The sequence below is a fragment of the Paenibacillus amylolyticus genome (assembly GCF_003719335.1).
In the GTDB taxonomy this organism is placed as follows: Bacteria; Bacillota; Bacilli; order Paenibacillales; family Paenibacillaceae; genus Paenibacillus; species Paenibacillus amylolyticus_D.
Genome location: NZ_RIAS01000004.1, coordinates 288,059 through 306,461, shown reverse-complemented (window position 1 = coordinate 306,461; position 18,403 = coordinate 288,059). Strand labels below are relative to the sequence as shown.

The following is an 18,403-nucleotide window of genomic DNA, read 5'->3' as shown; positions in this document are numbered from 1 at the left end:
CCTGCTTCATGATGTCATTAACCTCCCGAACTTCGGAAAAAGCTGCCGAAACCGCTCGATTTGGATTTGGTTGAGCTTTTATAAGAGCTGCTGCTATCTTTGCTTCCACGATAAGACGATCCACCATATCCGCCGTAATAATAATGACCGCTACTGGAGTCGTACTCACAGCCTGTATCATATTCGGGATCACATTCGTCGTTGTTACTGCCACATCCCGCAAGCACTGCAGGCACAGCCAGCATCAGCGAGAATGCAACCAGTTTCGCTTTGGAGCCCGGTTTGGCATCTGATTTAGGGCTTGGTTTGAAGCCCATTCCAGAGTCTAATGTGGATGACGATTTTGACTCTAATGCGCTGCTAGATGCCACTGTGGTCTCAGAACTAGACTCTAACGTGAATGCAACTTCATCCCCGACAATGTTTCTGGACACTTGCCCGGATAAAGGTTTTCGCACCTCTTCTTCCTTCATTACAGATCCACCTCTTTCATGAAAAACAGTACTTTCTTTCGATCCGCATCGAGCACGGAGTACAAAAACTCGTACGTCTTGCCTTCCCGCACCATGTAGTGATCCAGCAGCTGTTCGGCCAATTCCATCGTGTAGCCAGAAGATTCCGCAAGCTCCAGCTCCTCAAAGGAACGTCCATTCCACAGCATATATTCCGGGCTGTACATGGAAGACATTTTACACATGCCCAGCGCTGCATCCGCAATAGCAGCACCGTGCCCTTCCGGCATCTGCTGTTCATACGCAGTCACGTAGATGGCATGTTCGCGCCGATCCTGGCACTCATTGGACAGATGAGCCCATAATTTGTTTTTCATCAGGGTAGCATCCACCAGCTTGCGCATAAACAGTTCATCCCGCGTCACCGAGGTCTGATCAAGCACGCCCGTTTCTGCCTGTTTATCCTCCGACCAACTGCGGTACATCAATGAATAATAAATGGTGATTCCCTCCCTATCTGCAAGCTCGTAGGTGAGCCGATTCAATATACACAAACGTATTAAACGCATGAAGAGGAAAAAAGTTACACTATTCGCCGAGACATGTAAAAAGAAACACAGACATTTTTATGATTCTCTTTATAAATGTACTCCAGCCTGCGTACTTCCTGCGTACTTCCTGCCTACTTACCCGCGTAGTTGCCTGCTTGCCTGCCCATTTTATCCCTCTCTCATGCACTAACGATCACCACAGAGCTTATTTGGCGGAAAAACAACCTTTCCAAATTCTAACGATCAGGAGAAACATTATTTCGGAGAAAAACCAGTGAAATCGCCTAAAAGCTCCACATTTTTAGTAAATAACGTTCCTGGTGATCGTTAGAATTTTAAATCACTAAAAAACAGCCAAATAGCGTCTCCTCAGATCGTTAGAATATTCTGATTCACAACCACACAGATAAGGACTGCCTCATGTCAGTCGATGCATACCAAATGCATCAACCGTGAGACAGTCCTTTACGTCCTTTGTACTCTAGTCAGTTTCTTTGTACTCTAGTCAGTTTCTTTGTACTCTATTTAGTTTCCTTGTAATCTAGTCAGTTCCATACACTTATAGCTATTACCTCAACAATCAGCCTAGTATTTACCCCATGGTACGAGTCTTAGATGTTTTACTTGCACCATATCCGGTTCCACTATCACATCTCAGCCCATTGAGCCAATAACTCATCGTATGCTGCGGATAACTGCTCCCGCTCGTTCCAGGTTTGTTCCAGCGCTGCCGAATCATTGGCTAACGCTTCAAGCTGCTGATCAAGTTCCCGAATTTGAACCTCCATACGAGCCATCGCCTGCTCCAGCTGCTGAGCAGACCCGTGATTCCCACGATTGCTACCACTTCGGCTTCTGCTTCGGCTTTGACTGCTACTGCGGTCACCATTCCCGTTTCCAACATTCTTGTTCACCCGTCCAGCGTCGAGCTCAATATGAGCTTGCTCCAACATGATCTCTCCGCTTGCAGATATAGCATCAGGTCCGCCGCCCCCTGCTTTCAGTCGGGCACTTTTGTTCACTCCGGTCACCGCCGACTTCGCGTCGATCCCCGTATCCATCCCTGTTGCTTTTCTACTTTTTCCCGATCCGTTCCCAGCGCCTGCACGAGTTTCCGATGGTACCTCTTTCGCTGCACGTGCCTGTAAATCAAGCTTTTTCTCCCGGTACGCTTCATAATCTCCGAGGTATGCCGTCAGCTGTCCGTCCTCCAGTTCCCAGACACCGGAAGCCAGACGATTCACAAAGTATCGGTCATGGGAGATAGCCAGCACGGTACCTTCAAAATCAGCAAGTGAATCTTCCAGCGCTTCTCTTGAGGCAATATCCAGATGGTTGGTCGGCTCATCCAGCAGTAATACATTGGGTTTGCGGTGTACCAATAGCGCGAGCCTCAGGCGAGTCCATTCCCCTCCGGACAGTTGCCCTACCGAACGGAAAACATCTGCACCATAGAATAGATATCTCGCCAAAATGCCACGAGCCTCCCCTTCCTCTACGCCTGCTTCCAGACGGAAGTGCTCCAGCACACTCCGCTTTGGATTCTCAGGCTCCTCCTGCTGAGCCAGATATCCCACATCAACGCGCGCGCCCCATTCCAGCTTGCCTGCATCCGGCTGTTCTTCACCCAGCAACAGCTTGAACAGCGTGGTTTTACCGGAACCGTTACGGCCGATCAAGGCCGTTTTGTCCCCGTATTCAAGTAACGCCGAGACACCTTGCAAAATATCTCGATCACCGTATCGTTTCTCCACGTCTTCCAGCACGGCTACACGTTTACCTGTCCGATCCGTCGGATTCACATCAAAATCCGCATGACGACGTTCAAGCACGGGACGCTTCACCTGCTCCATCCGCTCCAGCGCTTTGCGCATGGAGGCTGCACGCCGGAAAAACTTTTCATTCCCGCCGACACGGCCCCATTCCTCGAGCTGGCGAATCGTTTCCTTCATCTTTTTCATGACCTTCTGTTGCTCTTTGAACTCCTCGAACTGTTTCAACAGCCGCTGTTCCTTCACCTTCATATATTCGGTGTATCCTCCCGCAGCGGTCTGTGCTTCGCCATCCTCCAGCTCCAACGTATTTGTCACGACCCGATCCAGGAAATAGCGGTCATGGGAGATAAGAATAACGGTTCCAGAATACTCTCGCAAAAATCCTTCCAGCCACTCCACTCGCTCCAAATCAAGGTGGTTTGTCGGCTCATCCAGTAATAACAGGTCAGGACTCACAATCAGCTGTGAAGCCAGCACAACACGCGTCTGCTCCCCGCCTGAAAGAGAACCGAAACGCCATCCGTAATGAGTCTTGGCAATATCCAGGCCATCCGCGACCTGATCAATCCGTGAATCCATCTCGTATCCGCCTTCGCGTTCGAACCGCTCCTGTAGTGCTGCATAACGTTTCAACAGACGATCCAGCTGCTCCGGATCTGCCGCACAGGAAGGATCGGACATCTGTTGTTCCATCTCCTTCATCTGGTTACGACAAGCGATTAACTCCTGAAATCCAAGGCCCAGTACATCCAGTACAGAATGGTCATCCAGCCCTTCCGGTACTTGGGCAACGTAACCGACTCTTGTATCTTTTTTTAGCATCAATTGTCCTTCATCCGGCTGGCTTAACCGGGCCATCAAACGCATCAAGGTAGTTTTGCCGCTTCCGTTGCGGCCGATCAGGGCAACCTTGTCCCCTTCCATAATTTCAAATGTAATGCCATCCAGCACCAGATGTGCTCCGTGATATTGTTTCAACTGTTGCGCGCTAATAATCATCATAATAAGGTTCCTCCTATGGTGTGGAAGAGCCTGACCGCAACACAAAAAGAGCCGCAGGAGGTTAGCTCCGCGGCCCTTCAGAATTCAAGCAAATATGCTTATAGTCCGAATGAGGTCAAGGCAGGCATCTTCTCGCAAATGTTAACTTCCGTATATTCAAAATTGGACAGACTTCTCCCGTTGTTCGAAAAAGTGTGAACAATGCCAGCCATAGCAATCGGCAGCTGGCTAATACGGTTGTTAAGCATCTCGTGATTCACCTGTCTTCACCTCCCTTTGTCATAAGTAATGTCAATATATCACAGACGGCCGCACCTCTGCAACCACGTCATACGCCTAGGGCCTCTGCCATATGCCTGTGCCATTGTTGTGGGTACGCCTATGGTTTTCAAACAGTCATCTGAATTAGCATTTTTCATCCCTCGACTACTCGTGCTGATCTCCTACCAATCTCCTACCGCTCTTATACCCGAAAGGCAAACTACCCCAGATAAGCCATCTTGATATCCACTAAATGATCCAAATTGATCTCCACGCGCAGTTCGTCATGCTCATTGATCGCAATTAACGAGTTACCGCTAACACTTAATTTTTGGATGGGATTGGTGCCCTCGAAAAAAATCCCCCACACCAAACGATCTGCTGCATCGGTACAAGCAATGAAGCCTTCATTCCCCATTTGCCCGTCTCCGCCAATAACTTCCCCACCTTGATAATCCACACTTGCCCACGCATCCACCATCGTCCAGCAATCTGGATTGTACTTCACTATACTATCTATCGTCGTATCACACAGCGGAGAAACAGACAGAGTACGCTCATTGTTGTTAGGGTCGAAATATGTTCGGATATCTAATATGGTGACCGTTCCATCAGCAAAAGCGATGCAATTCATACCTGGCATCTCTCGCTGTTCGGCAGACCAATGTTCCATGATTAAGCTATTCATCACATGTTCCTTTCTTTTTTAAAGCAACCGTAACTTACACCCGTATGGCTTCCAGCATTCAGCATTTGGCTACATCAAACTCCTGAAACGGCATGCCCGTATATCCCGGATTAACGCCTTCCACGACGCCGAAGCACCAGAGCCGTAACCGCAACGGTGACCAGCGTCAGCAGTCCTGATGTACCTAATGCCGCACCAAGGAGCGCATACCCGATACCGTTCCAACCCCCTATATCGATGCTGATCAAAATAATAACCGCCCCGCCAAGCAACGTCAGACACGGCAAAATGGATTGAACCCACGTCACTCGGCGCCCCTGCGCCCGATATATCACCCATTCGATCAACAGTTGCACCACCCACATCCCAAGCGTCCACAAAATAACGATATCCACAAAATCCTCTCCTTATGATTGGATATTCATACCGACCGCTACAGAGCTGTATTACGGCATAACCTCTCCATAGAGCATGAACTAGAATGATCGCTTTTTATCCATACATATTCATACCGTGGCGCTCTTACTTCAGCCATTCTGCAAAAAAGTTCCGGTACCCTTCTTTCATAATCGTCCTTGAAAAGGCACCAAATGCATACTCGCGGTTGTCCTCCGATACACTGCGCGGCGCGGCCGCCGCCATGTTAACCAGTTCAAACCAGTTATCCTCGTTGCCGGCAAAGGCATGCGTGGATCTGATGTGACCGTAGCAGGCATGCTCGGGCTTCACGACCATTTTCCCCATCGCCATCGCTTCTGTCAGCGGCATCGCAAACGTATCAAACGCCGAACAGTTCCAGTACACCTTGGCTGAGTTCATCAGCGTAAATATTTCATCCTGGGTGAGTGCAAACTTCAGCTTCACGTTACTTGGGATATCGTATTTCTTCATGCTCTCCTGGTAGCGCACACCGCCAAAAACCATGTACACTTCCTTGTCCGGGTTCTGCCGGGCATATTCGAGCACAAGGTCGGGACGGCGGTTCGCCTCATCCCGCCCGATCCAGAGCACGCGGTTATGCACAACCTGACTCGGGTCATAATGGCGGTGCGCCAGCTCTTCGTTAAAGCCAATCGGAATGACGTTCACGTCATGCACGCCGAAATTGCGCCCCAGCTCTCTTTTCAAAAACTCCGTCTGCACAATCGCTTTATCCACCATCGTATAGAACGGCTTCATCATCTCATACCCCGTCAGTGCCGGGTCAGGGAAACTGTGCGGAAACAGTACACTTTTCGGCAAAAACATCTTTAAAAACGTAAATCCCGATACCGTATAGATCACATGCTCTATATTTTGGCTATGGATCTGATCCAGCACGATATCATAATTCACCAGGTCACCCTTCTCATGCTCGTACCCCGGCAGCCAGTCGTATCCGCTCACATGACGCTCCGGCGAGATGAACACAATGTCCACGCCCAGCTCCAGCCCGATCTGCTTCAGTCGATCCGCGAACACCCGCGGCCCCTGAGCCTCCGTGAATTGAATCTTACGCATAACCAGTCCGACTTTACGCAAATGTTTCACCCCTTTTTTCCATTCTTCGCTTCATTCATCTAATCTCTTATCCCGTTCAAATGTTCCATGCACTGCTCCAGCGTTGCAGCTGTTTCGTGCCATTGATTGCGCAGTTGCTCCTGCGGCCACACACAGTCCGGATTCCGTAAATCGCCGTCGATCAGACGTATCATCCAGAGCGAGAATATGATCGCATAAGCATCGTACCATTTTGCAAAAGAATCCCGTTCAACCTGCACGCCAAGACTCTCCAGCTTGTCCAGATACACCTTCATCACACGTGCCCGCAGCCCCGGTGTCATCGTACGAGGAAAGAGCGGATGCGACAAGTCCAGCAGATGGTATACATCCCAGAGAGGCGTATTCAGATGAGCATGTTCCCAGTCCAGAATGACCAACCTGCCTTCTACCTCGGCTAGGTTGCCGGGGTGCAAATCGCCATGACATAGTACAAGCGGCAGCTCGTCCTCCGCCGTGAGGATCAGCATGGTGAGTCTGTCCCGGTCCGCTGCAGATAACGTCAGATGCAGTTGACGCAGAAGTTCATCCGTTGCTGACTGGTGCTGTTGCAGTTCATCCAGCATATCGCGGATGGGCGGCTTATGCCCGACTCGCGGCAGTTCTTGCCATGTTGCAACAGGCAGAACATGCCAAGCCGCCATATGTGCGGTAGCATTCAACATGGTCGATTCGCACAAATGATGCTCCAGTTGTCCCATGTCTTCGTAGATCATCCAGCTCTGCTCTGGAGCTTCCGCCTGATCCGAAGTCGCGATGAGCTGTGGATATACCGGAGGTAAGTGCGGCATCACATGCTCGTACATCCAGCGTTCCCGTCCATACTGTGCAGGATTCGTCAGCGGTTTGAAAATATAAGACTGGCCGGATTGAACAGTAAACCGTTCCACATGCCTGCCATTCAGCCCTCGATAGAGAATCTGCCGTGCTATAACCTGCTGCTCATCTAATATTCCTTCGGGTGTCACCCAGCGCTCTGGAAACATGTCATTCGCTAAATTCTCCATATGATTCATCTTCTGCATGTCTCGAGTGTCATCCATCTTCCTCATGTCCTCGAAATTCTCTGCATCCTCTATATTCTCCATGCTCTTCATAAACTCACCCTCCCTTCTGTCTGACCGTTCCGTACAGGATTTCTATTCATCATACGTTGCAGATGAACGGCCTGCAAGGGGGGGGCTTAATGGAAGCAGAGGTGTAGCACAAGTGCGTGCATTCATCCAATGACTGCAATATGTCCGCAATTTTTCTCCCCTTGCCATTCATTCCTTTCCGATCCCTCCAGAGACAATGATATAATGAATGGAATGATAGATTCTAAGGTTACCCGATACTTAATCACTAACAGATATTAGTTAGAACATAGGCATATATGGTCAGCTATAACGCAACATTTGGCATGAACAAGTAACGTGCATAGATCCAACCTGAACATTTACATAGGAGGAACGACCATGAACATTGTACTGATGCCTGAAAAAGTAGATTTTCGCATCTCCACAACCGATCTGAAGGCCATCTATACCGAATCCGGCGGTGTCACTTTACGTGTAGATGTGCAAACGCGTTGGGATGTGCCTCTAGATCAATACCGGGAAATCGAACTCACTTTCGGCACCGTCGCTGAACTGCGATGCATCACACTCAATTTTTTCGAGCTATACACAGATCAAATTGAAGGAATCAGCCAGCAAGACGATGTGCTCGCCTTCTGGGAGTCAAACAGCTATCATCCCGATCCGGGCTTCTATGAGGTGATGAATTCACCCATTTTGAACGAAAAAAGAACGCTCTTCGATCCCCGGAACCGGCTTAATCTGAAGCATTATCTTGTCGCTGGATATGACAGTTATGTAGAGGTTATTGCCTCATCTTATCAGTTTGCGGTGAAGGATTAGAACGGTCACCCGAGAATAAAGATACAACGTTTCGGCTGATCCAATACATACAAAAAGAACCAAGCCGATTATTCAACTTGGTTCTTTTTGTAACTCAAATTGGTCTTGGTTTTTCAAACCTATTCAAACACAATCCGACCTGACGGATGCTCTGGCAAAATGGAGGATACGAGCTGCCGGACAGCAGGCTGATCCGACTCCAAGATGGAATCCGTCGCATCCCCGGTATAGACCAGCCTTCCCTGATCCATTACGGCGATGCTGTCGCAGATCGTCAATGCGGCGCGGATATCATGCGTGATAAACAGATAGGACAGTCCATACGATGCTCGCAACTCTGCCAACAAGGACAGGATTTGTGTCTGGTGCACCATATCCAGGCTGCTGATCGATTCATCCAGCACGATTAACTTCGGCTTAAGTGCAATCGCTCTGGCGATGTTGACCCGTTGTAATTGCCCTCCGCTGAATTGATGCGGAAGCTTGCTCGCGTCCTGCGGTGTAAGCCCGACCTGCACGAGTAGCTGTTCAATCATGCGCTGTTGTTCCTTGGCAGACAGGCGCTCGTAATTGTCCAGCGGCTCTCCGATAATCTGCGCGGCCGTCATCATCGGATTCACGGCGGAGTAACAGTCTTGGAAAACGACTTGCAATTCACGACGCAGCCCTTTAAGCACCGTTTTATCCGCCCGATAGATGTCCTTGCCTTGAAATAATACCTGACCCTGGCTTGGTCTTTCCAGCCCAAGAATAACTTTGCCCAAGGTGCTTTTACCTGCCCCACTCGTTCCGAGTAGTCCAAGGCAAACACCTTCTTCAATCGTAAGTGAAACATCTGCCAGAACAGAAGGGCGCGATCCCGAACGCGGGAGCCAGCTCCGCTTGCCATAGCTATGACTCACTTCATATACTTGTAACATCCGGTTCATCGCCCTCCTTCCTTCGTTTCAATCGTACGTATCCCGACAGTTCTGCACACTACTCCACACCGATCATGTCTCCAGCTTTAACAAGTCCCTGCACGATAAGCACGTTTTAACCGCTGGAGCTTGTGACAACTTGCCCCTGTCTACTTCTTTAGCGACCAAAAGACCACTTCTAGTGGCCAAGAGACAACTTCGGCCGGGCATTTAGCAGCATCCGAGTATACTCATGCTGCGGATGATCGAACAATTGATACACGTCTGCCTGTTCGATGATCCGCCCCTTCTGCATAACCGCTACTTCATCTGCCATCTGTGAGATGACACCCAGATCGTGCGAGATAAGCAAAATAGATGTACCGTGCTCCTTCCGAAGCCGATCCAATTCCCGGAGCACATTCAACTGATTCACGACATCCAGTGCTGTTGTAGGTTCATCGGCAATCACCAGAGCTGGCCGCAGACACATGGATACGGCAATCATCACTCGTTGCAACATGCCTCCGCTGAGCTGAAACGGATAACGTTTCAGCAGCTTTGCCGGGTCTGGAAGTTTCATATCAGCCAGCGCAGCAATGGCCTGTTCCCGCGCTTCTGCTTTGGACATTTTCGTATGCGTTCGCAAAGTTTCAATAAATTGAGAGCCGATCGTATACACGGGCGTAAAAGCATTCATCGGATTTTGCATAATAAATCCGATGTCCCTTCCGCGTATGCGACGCATATCTTCTTCGGATAAGTTGCTAAGCTCCCGTCCGTTCAGACGAACACTGCCTGAGGATTCCATCCTGCGGGGATGCAGCAAGCGCATCAGCGCATTACACGTCACCGTTTTGCCGCAGCCACTCTCACCAACAAGGCCGAAGACCTGCCCTTTTTTTAAAGTCAGCTGAACAGGTTCCAGTAACGGGACGGCTCCCTTCGCTGTCTTGAGCTTAACCTCTAGATCACGAACTTCAAGTACGATCTCTGCCACGTCCATCGTCACATTCCCCCTTGTTCAGTTATTTTCACCATTACTTTTTGGAAATGTCGTAACGATCAGATAAAGCTTCTCCCAAAATGTTAAACGTCATCACAACTAGCAGAATAGCTACACCCGGATAGATCATCAGCTCCGGATGACTGCGAATATACCCTGTGCCTTCATGAATCATGGCTCCCCACTCCGCATTAGGCGGCTGAATGCCAAGTCCTAAGAAAGACAGCGCCGAGATATCCATAATCGCCCAGCCCATCTCGAGTGTTCCCATAACCACGATGGGGCGCTGCACATTGGGAATGATATGTTTACGAATGATCGTCCAGGTAGAGGAACCACTAATTCGAGCGGCTGCGATAAAGTTCCGTTCCTTCAAGCTAACAACCATATTCCGGCAGATTCGTGCATAATGCACCCACTGTACCATCATGAGCGCCAGCAGAATCTGCATTAGACCTGGACCGAAGATCCCGACGATGCCCAGCACCAGCACCAGTTGTGGAAATGCCAATATGCCTTCACATAAACGCATCAGCACATTGTCAATCCAGCCGCCCAGATAACCGGAGATCGACCCAACAATGAGACCGATAATCAACGACGACAGGAAGATCATCGTTGCAAATCCAATCGAAATCCGTGCCCCATAGAGAAGTCTGGAGAGATTGTCCCTTCCCAGATGATCTGTGCCGAGCCAGTGCTCGGCAGATGGAGCCTTCAGCTTCTGCAACAGGTTAACTTTGACCGGGTCATGCGGTGCGATCCATGGAGCTAATAATGCCAGGATGAAAAAAAGCAATACGACCGCAGCGCAAATCCAAATTATTTTTTTCCCTCGAAACAGTGTACGCCATCGGTTCATCAATGCTCTGCCCGTCCTTTCGCCGAAATCCGCGGGTCCATATACAGCTGTACCAGATCAACGATCAGATTACATACGATGAACAGACACGCCGAAATAAAGACATAACATTGGATCACGGGAATATCTCGGTTGAAGATGGCTTCTACAAAATAACGCCCGAAACCCGGCCACGAAAAGACTTGTTCTACAATAATCGTTCCGGTTAACAGCCTGCCCATGGTCATGCCCATTCCTGTAATAAACGGGGTGATGGCAATCTTGAGCACATGTTTCAGCATAATGACCCGTTCACGTATGCCGCGCGTTCTCGCGTATTGCACATATGCTTCCTGTAATTGTTCCAGTACACTGGTGCGCAACATACGGGTGTATAACGCAATCATCACCATAGAAAGCGTAAGCGTAGGCAGCACCAGGTTCTCCCAAGAGCCGCGCCCTTCGACCGGAAGCCAGTCCAGTTTCACAGCAAAAAAGAAAATGAGCAAGTAACCAAGCCAGAACTGCGGAATGGAAGCTCCAAAATAAGAGATCGCTCGGCTCACCATATCAATCCAGCTATTTTTGTATACCGCCGCCAAAATCCCCAAAGGAATACTCACCAGTGCAGAGAACAGAATACTCCACAAGGCCAGTTCTGCTGTGGCCGGAAACTTATCCTTGACCTCATCGATCACCGGTTTATTCGTGAGATACGAGGTACCAAAATCCAGCTGGGTTATTCTCTTCAATGTATCCACATACTGAGTGAGCAAAGGCCGATCCAGACCGAATTCATGTCGCTTCTCCGCCAGCAGCTCTGGTGTTGGATAAATGTGTGCAGCAGTCAGATACGCTTCGGCTGGATCAACCGGTGAAATATGGATCAGCCCAAAAGTCACGAGTGTAGCGATAAAAACGATAGGAATGATCGCGATCATTCGTTTACCTATATAGCCGATCACCAAACTTTCCTCCCCTTTACCATGCCACACAAGCTCTTTTTGCCTGATGTGTTACGTGTTCATAAATACGTTCTTCAATTATGATTATGGATTGCTTAACTGCATTCCCACGAATGGATTCTCATCACGATTGGCCGGGAAAACAAATTTAGCAATTTTCTTCTGATATACGGCCGTTTTCTTCACATAAGAGATCGGTACAATCGCCGACTGCTCCTGCAATGTCGTCAGGATGGATGTATACAGTTCCTGACGTTTCTTCTCGTCTGTAGAAGACAGTGCTGCATGCACCTGGTCGTCCAGTTCCTTTTTCATCGGCAACGCGCTAAGTGTCTCGGAGATTCCGAATCCCGGGCTTGCTACGACGTTAACGAAGGAATGCGGATCGTATGGCGCCCCGTAATTGTACCAGAAGTACAGGTCGAAATCATTGGCTTTCAGACGTTTAATCTGTACCGTTAGTTCAAGTCCGGTAAGGTTTACTTTAACCCCCAGCTCGCCCCATTCGGCCTGAATGGTTTCGCCCATCGCTTTTTGAATCGGATCGGTTTTATCAAAAATCAATTCGAATTCCAGCTTCTGTCCATCCTTCTCACGCACGGTTCCGCCTGCTGGCAGCTTCCAGCCGGCTTCATCCAGCAACGCTTTGGATTGCTCCACGTTATATTCAATCGGTTTCAGATCCACATTGGTATATGGATAGTTTTTGGACAATGCGGTATCAGCCGGTTCTTCCAGACCCGACGTGACACCTTCTACCATCGCTTTTTTGTTGAAGCCCTGTTGAAGCGCCTTCCGCACTCTCACATCAGACAACTTCGGATTCGAAGAGTTAAGCAACAAATCACGAGTACCTACAGGATCGGACAACTCACTTACATACTCATCATTCTCACGCAGCTGCTGGAATGCATCCAGACTAATTACACCTTCACCGTAAATCAGATCGAGATCGCCTTTTTCAAAAGCAAGCACACGTGTCTCTGCATCAGGGATGATTTTGACCGTAATCTGATCAAATGCGGGTGCAGTTCCCCAGTAATTCGGGTTACGTTTGAAGACCGCGTACTCATCCTGCTTATAATCAGCGAGCATCCATGGACCCGTACCTACTGGTTCCTTGATGCCTTTGGATGTATCCCCATCATCCGGGAATCCAGCCGCACCCAGGAAACGGAACGGACGAACAACAGACAAATCCTGAAGTACAGGATAATACGGCTCGGTAAGAGTCATGCGGAACGTATGGTCATCCACGACCTCTGTCTTGCCCAGCACGCCGATAATGCCCAGCCAGCTATGTGTTTTTTTATTTTTCATGATCGAGTCAAAATTCTTTTTCACAATTTCAGCGTTAAACGGTGTGCCGTCGGAAAATTTCACCCCTTGGCGCAGCTTGAATGTATATACTTTGCCATCATCAGAGATGGTCCATGACTCAGCAAGTGCCGGTTCCAGTTTACCACCCTTCTGGTAACTCACCAGTGGTTCGTAGATCATGGATTGGGCAAACAATTGGGACGGATTGTACGTATGTGGATTCATCGTACCGATATCCCGCGGCCAGGACATCGTAATCGACTTCGCCGAAGCCGCCTGATCTCCCGAAGCAGAAGAAGATTCTTTGTCACTTCCTGTATTACTGCAACCCACGATAAATAACAGCAACAACAGTGTTGTTGCCATCATAAGGGTAGTCAAACGTTTCCGTTGTTGTCCTGACATAGATATAAACCCCTTTTCTCTCTTCTCTCATTCTTTACCTGACCATCACCGTGATAATGATTCTCATATTCATTAAGAATATGAAGTAGCCTCCCTTTTGTCAACAAAAATCGACATAATATGTATGCCCATTAAATAGCTAGAAAAGCCCTTCCTATAGGAGGAGGAGCTTCCCGGGTGAATATAAGCAAATTTGCTGCATATTCTCTGCGTATTTCCTTTTCATTTCATATCTATATTCAATTTATCTAGTCATTTCTGAATGTGCATTAACTCATTAAAGTTTGCCCTCCTCGCGGTCGCCAGCAATCACTTCATCCGTTTCTTTGACATATTTCACAATTTCGTCAACGGTTGTGTAGGCCACACCGACATAGGTATCCGCTGCACCGTAATAGATGGCAATTCGTCCAGTATCGGCATCATGCAGGGTTGCACACGGGAAAACAACGTTATCAACGAAGCCCTGCTCCTCATACCATTTCTCCGGCGTGAGTACGAAGTTGGATGAACGATACTTCACTTTGGACGGCTCATCCAGATCGAGAATGACCGCACCCATACTGTACACAAAACCGTTGCACGTTCCGGTTACGCCATGGTAGAACATCAGCCAGCCTTCGGATGTCTCAATCGGAGCGGGACCACCGCCAATTTTCACGGATTGCCACCAGCCTTGACCGCCTTTGCTCATGACATGGCGATGTTTGCCCCAGTACACCAGATCCGGGCTTTCGCTCAGGAAAATATCTCCGAACGGGGTATGTCCGCTATCGCTTGGTCTGGAGAGCATCATGTAGTTATCGTTGATTTTGCGTGGAAACAATACGCCATTGCGGTTGAAGGGCAACATCGGATTCTCTAGACGGACAAACGTTTTGAAATCCTCTGTCTTGGCTAGGCCCAGGGCCGCACCGTAAAAATCGGTACACCAGATGATGTAATAGGTATCCTCCACTTTAACCAGACGCGGGTCGTATGCGTAGTTCGGCATAAACGGTTCGCCTTGTTCGTCCACAAAAGCGATGCGCCCTTCTTCAATCGTCCAGGATAACCCATCTTCACTGGAACCCATGTGCAGGTGCGGACGGCCATTGACCGTCTCGGCGCGGAATACACCGATAAATTTCCCATCATAAGGAACGACTGCACTGTTGAAAACGCGAGCAACTCCCTTCACCGGGTTACGCGGTACAACCGGATTAGCCGAGTGTCTCCACACCGGGCCTTCCGTCCCTTCCGGTTTATCCTCCCAAGGCATGTTTGGCAAAGCGGCCCCAACGATGTGTACCTTTTTCGTTTCAGCAACTGTCATATCTCATTTCCCCTTTAACAGTGATGTTTCAATTCAATTCACTTCTTTTGGATTGAATGTTTTTACGGAATTATTTCACAGAGCCCTGCGCAAAGCCGTTATAGATGTACTTCTGGAGCAGCAGGAAAATAATCATCGTAGGGATAATGGCAATCATAATCCCGGCACTGATGACCTCCCACTGTGATCCGAAGGGCCCCTTAAACTTGAATAAGGCAGTGGATATTACCTGCAAGTCGGTCTTAGGCATATATAGGAACGGCGTATAGAAATCGTTGTAAATGTTGACACCTTTGACGATGATGACCGTCACAATCGCCGGTTTCAGCAAAGGTAATATAATTCTCCAGTAGATCGTGAAGTACGAAGCGCCGTCCAGCATGGCCGATTCGTCGAGTGCACTGGAGATCGAGCCAAGGAATTGCAGGAAGATGTATACCGCGATAATATCGGTTCCCAGATACATGACGATGGCTGCCCATCGTGTGTTGAACAGGTCAAGTGCGTTAATAATCTGGAAGGTGGCGACTTGCGTAGTCACACTTGGGATCAGGGTAGCCAGCAGAAATGCAGTGACCATGATTATTTTGCCTTTGAACTTGAAACGATCCAGAACATAAGCAATCATGGAGCCTGTCAACGTTGCACCTACGATGGAGATGATCAGGATAATAACTGTATTTTTGAAGCCGACAAGCATGTTGCCATCCACAAATGCCTTGGCATAATTCGCAAAGTTAAGCCAGTTGGCGGGCGGGGCAAGCGGACTGCTTGTGGCGTACTCGGCATTGGTTTTCAGGGACGCAAACAGGATCACTACGATAGGCAAAAGTGCAATGAACGCCGCCAGAATCAAAGAAGCGTATTTCATTACGCTTGCGATGGTATATTTGAATGGGTTCACGTTCATTCCTCCCCTTTCATGCTGACACGCTGCACAAGCGTCACAAGAATAACGATCAGAAGCAGCACAACAGCCATCGCTGATGCGAGTCCCAGTTTGCCGTATTTAAATGCCAAGTGAACGGTCTGAATCACAAAGGTGATACTGCCGTTGGAACCGTCGGTCATAATATATGGAATATCGAACGCACTGATGGCGCCGCTTATGGCCAAGATCAGGTTGAGTTGCAGAATGCGGGTAATGCTCGGCAAAATAATATGGCGGAATTGCTGCCAGCGGTTCGCACCGTCAATATCGGAAGCTTCGTATACATCCTTCGGAATGGAAGAGATCGCGCCCAGAAAGATGATAAAGTTAAAGCCCATATATCTCCAGACGGATGCACCCGCGAGGGATACGTTAATGATATTCGGGTTCCCAAGCCAGAGCTGGGTGTACTGTCCCAGTCCGATCGCCTGCATCAGCGTATCGAGCGTCCCATCCGGTTTGAAGAAAAAGAGAAAGATAAACCCGATGGCTACACCATTCAGCAGGTAAGGAAAGAACAAAATGCCCTTGAAAAAATTTTTGCCTCTAATTTTGAAACTCAGGATGGTGGCAAAATAAAGGGCCAGGCCCATCTGTACAAAGGTAGCAACGAAATAGTACAGACTAACGATGAACACTTTAAAATACTCCGGGTCGCTAAAAATACGTGTGTAGTTTTCGAATCCGACATAATTTAATCTTTTGCTATATCCATTCCAGTCGGTAAAGCTGTATTTGAACATGTTAATGACAGGCAAATAAGCAAATGTAAATAGCAGTGCCAGCGGAATAATCGAGAAGGCACAGATAATAAATATGCGTTGTGCCGAGTAACTCCAGTTTGAAAGCCTTACGTATTTCATTCTCCCCACACCTCCCAGCGGTTCAGCCGCCTTGGTTCATAGACGCTCCGTATCACTCCTCGGATGTAACACAGGTTGGGCCAAGTAAATACATATTTAACAGGTTATCGCCTTAGTCATTCCACTAATGGCTTAAACACGCTGCGAACCTGGCCCCAAAGCCTCGAACTACCGGCACCCACATTACATCTGCTCACATCCGCTGTATGATACGCTCGTTGTACCTATTATTTCGTGACTTCCGCACGCGCTTTTACCCATTTATCGTTCAGATCTTTCATAATGTCATCATACGATTCACTCCGGTTGCCGATGGCCGCTTCAATAATGCGTTTCTTGAAGTCAGGTTGCCAGAGACCAATCTCGCCTTTGTTATCGATTTTGTCCATCAGTCCTTCCTGCCCCTCTTTAGCCGGAGTTAAAGTAGAGAATTTTACATCTTTGTACTGATCTAGAATCGGCGGCAGCTCTGCGCTCTTGTCTGCACTCATGCCTCCACCCTGCTGGGTAGCATAGTTGGATTTGGCCAGAAACCAGTCGATCCATGCTTTTGCCGCAGGTTTGTTCTCGCTGTTCACATTCATGCCAATGTTATAGTCTGCGGACAGCGGTACGATAACATCGCTAGCGTTGGTCGGGAATGGTAAGAAACCAATATTGTCTGGTGTATCGGTCATGCCTTGAATCTGTGTGATTGCCCATGATCCAAGAGCCATCGTTGCAATCTTGCCATTAGCTAGATCCGCCTTGGAGCTTTCCCAGTCTGTTGTTGTCGGGTCTTTCTCAATCAGGCCGTTCTTGGCTGCATCATAAAGCACTTTGTATAGCTCATAATGCGGCTGTCCTGGCACAAAGTTATCATCCGTATTGGGTTGATCTACGTTGACATAATCTACACTACCCGCAACCGTTGGCAGGTCAGCCTCCCATTGGGTAAGTGCCCAGCCTGATGCGTAGTTGGTGTAGAGCGGAATGGCATCCGTATTATCCTTCACCTTCTGAAGTGCTGCCTGGAATTGTTTAGGTGTCTTCGGCAACTCGGTGATCTCTGCGTCTTTGAAGACTTGTTTGTTATAAATGATACCGGAGAACGTGATGACCGTTGGAATCCCGTATACCTGGCCATCCACCATACGCTCTTCAATAGCAGTGTATTTGTCTTTCAGTTCATCGTATGTGCCAAGCGGCTCGAAAAAATCCGGGATATCGGCGATTGGAACACTCGTAGGAATCATAAGTACGTCGCCATAGTCTTTAGTGCTCATCCGAATCTTCACTTGTCCCTCGTAATCAGCCAAGGCCTGAAAATTCACTTTAACGTCCGGGTATTCCTTGTTGAACTCGGCCGCATAGTCCTTGAATACGGTATCAACAATATCTGTGCGTTGCGTCAAAACAGTAATTTCGCCCTTGATATCTGCCGGATCTGTACTGATCTCTTCTCCCGACTGCGCCTCACCTCCTGATGAACACGCAGCAAGCAGTGAAGTGATGAGTAGCATCGTCAGTAACAACACCCAGCCTTTATTTTTCCTCATTGTTCCGACCCCTTCCTTAATTAAATTAAGTTATCGTTAAGGTTACAGGATAGATTCTATTATGGTAACGCTTACCTGTCAATTGAATAATTTATTACTTCACTAGTAAAACCAAATATACATTTCGTTGACAAGGCAATTTCATAGAACT

The 18,403-nt window shown here is 48.5% G+C and carries 18 protein-coding genes; 1 reads left to right on the top strand and 17 read right to left on the bottom strand.

The features are described from left to right. Window positions 1–17: 17 nt before the first annotated feature. The 8 genes from EC604_RS10040 to EC604_RS10010 all read right to left on the bottom strand — a co-directional run bounded on the left by EC604_RS10040 (window position 18) and on the right by EC604_RS10010 (window position 7,365). Window positions 18–473, bottom strand: coding sequence for a hypothetical protein (locus EC604_RS10040; RefSeq protein ID WP_345789267.1), 456 nt, complete (start codon window positions 471–473; stop codon window positions 18–20). Beyond that, a complete protein-coding gene (locus EC604_RS10035; protein ID WP_240036770.1) occupies window positions 473–937 on the bottom strand; it encodes a hypothetical protein in 465 nt (154 codons plus the stop codon). Before EC604_RS10035 ends, EC604_RS10040 begins: the two co-directional genes overlap by 1 nt. A 713-nt stretch (window positions 938–1,650) precedes the next feature. Continuing rightward, window positions 1,651–3,780: a ribosomal protection-like ABC-F family protein gene (abc-f, locus tag EC604_RS10030; protein WP_123064035.1), complete on the bottom strand. Its 2,130-nt coding sequence runs from the start codon at window positions 3,778–3,780 to the stop codon at window positions 1,651–1,653. Between the two features lie 98 nt (window positions 3,781–3,878). Continuing rightward, a complete protein-coding gene (locus tag EC604_RS30135; protein WP_192895079.1) occupies window positions 3,879–4,040 on the bottom strand; it encodes a hypothetical protein in 162 nt (53 codons plus the stop codon). Window positions 4,041–4,261: 221 nt separating this feature from the next. Continuing rightward, the gene (locus EC604_RS10025) at window positions 4,262–4,714 is read right to left on the bottom strand and encodes a hypothetical protein (RefSeq protein ID WP_240036768.1); all 453 of its coding nucleotides are present in this window, start codon (window positions 4,712–4,714) and stop codon (window positions 4,262–4,264) included. A gap of 125 nt (window positions 4,715–4,839) precedes the next feature. Beyond that, the gene (locus EC604_RS10020) at window positions 4,840–5,124 is read right to left on the bottom strand and encodes a hypothetical protein (RefSeq protein WP_123064033.1); all 285 of its coding nucleotides are present in this window, start codon (window positions 5,122–5,124) and stop codon (window positions 4,840–4,842) included. Window positions 5,125–5,251: 127 nt separating this feature from the next. Further along, window positions 5,252–6,250, bottom strand: a complete 999-nt coding sequence (locus tag EC604_RS10015; protein ID WP_123064032.1) for a glycosyltransferase — start codon at window positions 6,248–6,250, stop codon at window positions 5,252–5,254. 38 nt (window positions 6,251–6,288) lie between these two features. Beyond that, on the bottom strand, window positions 6,289–7,365 hold the full coding sequence (locus EC604_RS10010) for a phosphotransferase family protein (RefSeq protein WP_123064031.1): 1,077 nt from the start codon (window positions 7,363–7,365) through the stop codon (window positions 6,289–6,291). 360 nt (window positions 7,366–7,725) lie between these two features. Here EC604_RS10010 and EC604_RS10005 point away from each other — a divergent pair, with 360 nt between their 5' ends. Next, on the top strand, window positions 7,726–8,169 hold the full coding sequence (locus EC604_RS10005; protein ID WP_123064030.1) for a hypothetical protein: 444 nt from the start codon (window positions 7,726–7,728) through the stop codon (window positions 8,167–8,169). 119 nt (window positions 8,170–8,288) lie between these two features. Here EC604_RS10005 and nikE read toward each other — a convergent pair whose 3' ends face one another. The 9 genes from nikE to EC604_RS09960 all read right to left on the bottom strand — a co-directional run bounded on the left by nikE (window position 8,289) and on the right by EC604_RS09960 (window position 18,252). Continuing rightward, on the bottom strand, window positions 8,289–9,089 hold the full coding sequence (gene nikE / locus EC604_RS10000) for a nickel import ATP-binding protein NikE (RefSeq protein ID WP_123064029.1): 801 nt from the start codon (window positions 9,087–9,089) through the stop codon (window positions 8,289–8,291). Window positions 9,090–9,267: 178 nt separating this feature from the next. After that, window positions 9,268–10,074, bottom strand: a complete 807-nt coding sequence (nikD, locus tag EC604_RS09995) for a nickel import ATP-binding protein NikD (RefSeq protein WP_123064028.1) — start codon at window positions 10,072–10,074, stop codon at window positions 9,268–9,270. Window positions 10,075–10,108: 34 nt separating this feature from the next. After that, window positions 10,109–10,936, bottom strand: coding sequence for a nickel ABC transporter permease subunit NikC (nikC, locus tag EC604_RS09990; RefSeq protein WP_123064027.1), 828 nt, complete (start codon window positions 10,934–10,936; stop codon window positions 10,109–10,111). Then, complete coding sequence (gene nikB, locus EC604_RS09985) at window positions 10,936–11,880, bottom strand: nickel ABC transporter permease subunit NikB (RefSeq protein WP_123064026.1); 945 nt, start codon at window positions 11,878–11,880, stop codon at window positions 10,936–10,938. Before nikB ends, nikC begins: the two co-directional genes overlap by 1 nt. Before the next feature lie 84 nt (window positions 11,881–11,964). Continuing rightward, on the bottom strand, window positions 11,965–13,605 hold the full coding sequence (nikA, locus tag EC604_RS09980) for a nickel ABC transporter substrate-binding protein (protein ID WP_123064025.1): 1,641 nt from the start codon (window positions 13,603–13,605) through the stop codon (window positions 11,965–11,967). Window positions 13,606–13,882: 277 nt separating this feature from the next. Further along, window positions 13,883–14,920: a glycoside hydrolase family 130 protein gene (locus tag EC604_RS09975; protein WP_123064024.1), complete on the bottom strand. Its 1,038-nt coding sequence runs from the start codon at window positions 14,918–14,920 to the stop codon at window positions 13,883–13,885. A 70-nt stretch (window positions 14,921–14,990) separates the two neighbouring features. Continuing rightward, window positions 14,991–15,830: a carbohydrate ABC transporter permease gene (locus EC604_RS09970; RefSeq protein WP_123064023.1), complete on the bottom strand. Its 840-nt coding sequence runs from the start codon at window positions 15,828–15,830 to the stop codon at window positions 14,991–14,993. Then, window positions 15,827–16,714 (bottom strand): carbohydrate ABC transporter permease, encoded by an 888-nt coding sequence (locus EC604_RS09965; protein ID WP_123064022.1) that lies wholly within the window; start codon window positions 16,712–16,714, stop codon window positions 15,827–15,829. Before EC604_RS09965 ends, EC604_RS09970 begins: the two co-directional genes overlap by 4 nt. A 227-nt stretch (window positions 16,715–16,941) precedes the next feature. Then, window positions 16,942–18,252, bottom strand: a complete 1,311-nt coding sequence (locus EC604_RS09960; protein WP_123064021.1) for an ABC transporter substrate-binding protein — start codon at window positions 18,250–18,252, stop codon at window positions 16,942–16,944. Window positions 18,253–18,403 lie beyond the last annotated feature (151 nt).

What these genes read in the sequence shown, in the direction of transcription:
- EC604_RS09965 (WP_123064022.1), bottom strand. Translation starts at nt 16,714, where the DNA reads ATGAAATACGTAAGGCTTTCAAACTGGAGTTACTCGGCACAACGCATA.
- EC604_RS10010 (WP_123064031.1), bottom strand. Translation starts at nt 7,365, where the DNA reads ATGAAGAGCATGGAGAATATAGAGGATGCAGAGAATTTCGAGGACATG.
- nikA (WP_123064025.1), bottom strand. Translation starts at nt 13,605, where the DNA reads ATGTCAGGACAACAACGGAAACGTTTGACTACCCTTATGATGGCAACA.
- nikD (WP_123064028.1), bottom strand. Translation starts at nt 10,074, where the DNA reads ATGGACGTGGCAGAGATCGTACTTGAAGTTCGTGATCTAGAGGTTAAG.
- EC604_RS09960 (WP_123064021.1), bottom strand. Translation starts at nt 18,252, where the DNA reads ATGAGGAAAAATAAAGGCTGGGTGTTGTTACTGACGATGCTACTCATC.
- nikC (WP_123064027.1), bottom strand. Translation starts at nt 10,936, where the DNA reads ATGAACCGATGGCGTACACTGTTTCGAGGGAAAAAAATAATTTGGATT.
- EC604_RS10005 (WP_123064030.1), top strand. Translation starts at nt 7,726, where the DNA reads ATGAACATTGTACTGATGCCTGAAAAAGTAGATTTTCGCATCTCCACA.
- EC604_RS09975 (WP_123064024.1), bottom strand. Translation starts at nt 14,920, where the DNA reads ATGACAGTTGCTGAAACGAAAAAGGTACACATCGTTGGGGCCGCTTTG.
- abc-f (WP_123064035.1), bottom strand. Translation starts at nt 3,780, where the DNA reads ATGATGATTATTAGCGCGCAACAGTTGAAACAATATCACGGAGCACAT.
- nikE (WP_123064029.1), bottom strand. Translation starts at nt 9,089, where the DNA reads ATGTTACAAGTATATGAAGTGAGTCATAGCTATGGCAAGCGGAGCTGG.
- EC604_RS10035 (WP_240036770.1), bottom strand. Translation starts at nt 937, where the DNA reads ATGTACCGCAGTTGGTCGGAGGATAAACAGGCAGAAACGGGCGTGCTT.
- EC604_RS09970 (WP_123064023.1), bottom strand. Translation starts at nt 15,830, where the DNA reads ATGAACGTGAACCCATTCAAATATACCATCGCAAGCGTAATGAAATAC.
- EC604_RS10025 (WP_240036768.1), bottom strand. Translation starts at nt 4,714, where the DNA reads ATGGAACATTGGTCTGCCGAACAGCGAGAGATGCCAGGTATGAATTGC.
- EC604_RS10040 (WP_345789267.1), bottom strand. Translation starts at nt 473, where the DNA reads ATGAAGGAAGAAGAGGTGCGAAAACCTTTATCCGGGCAAGTGTCCAGA.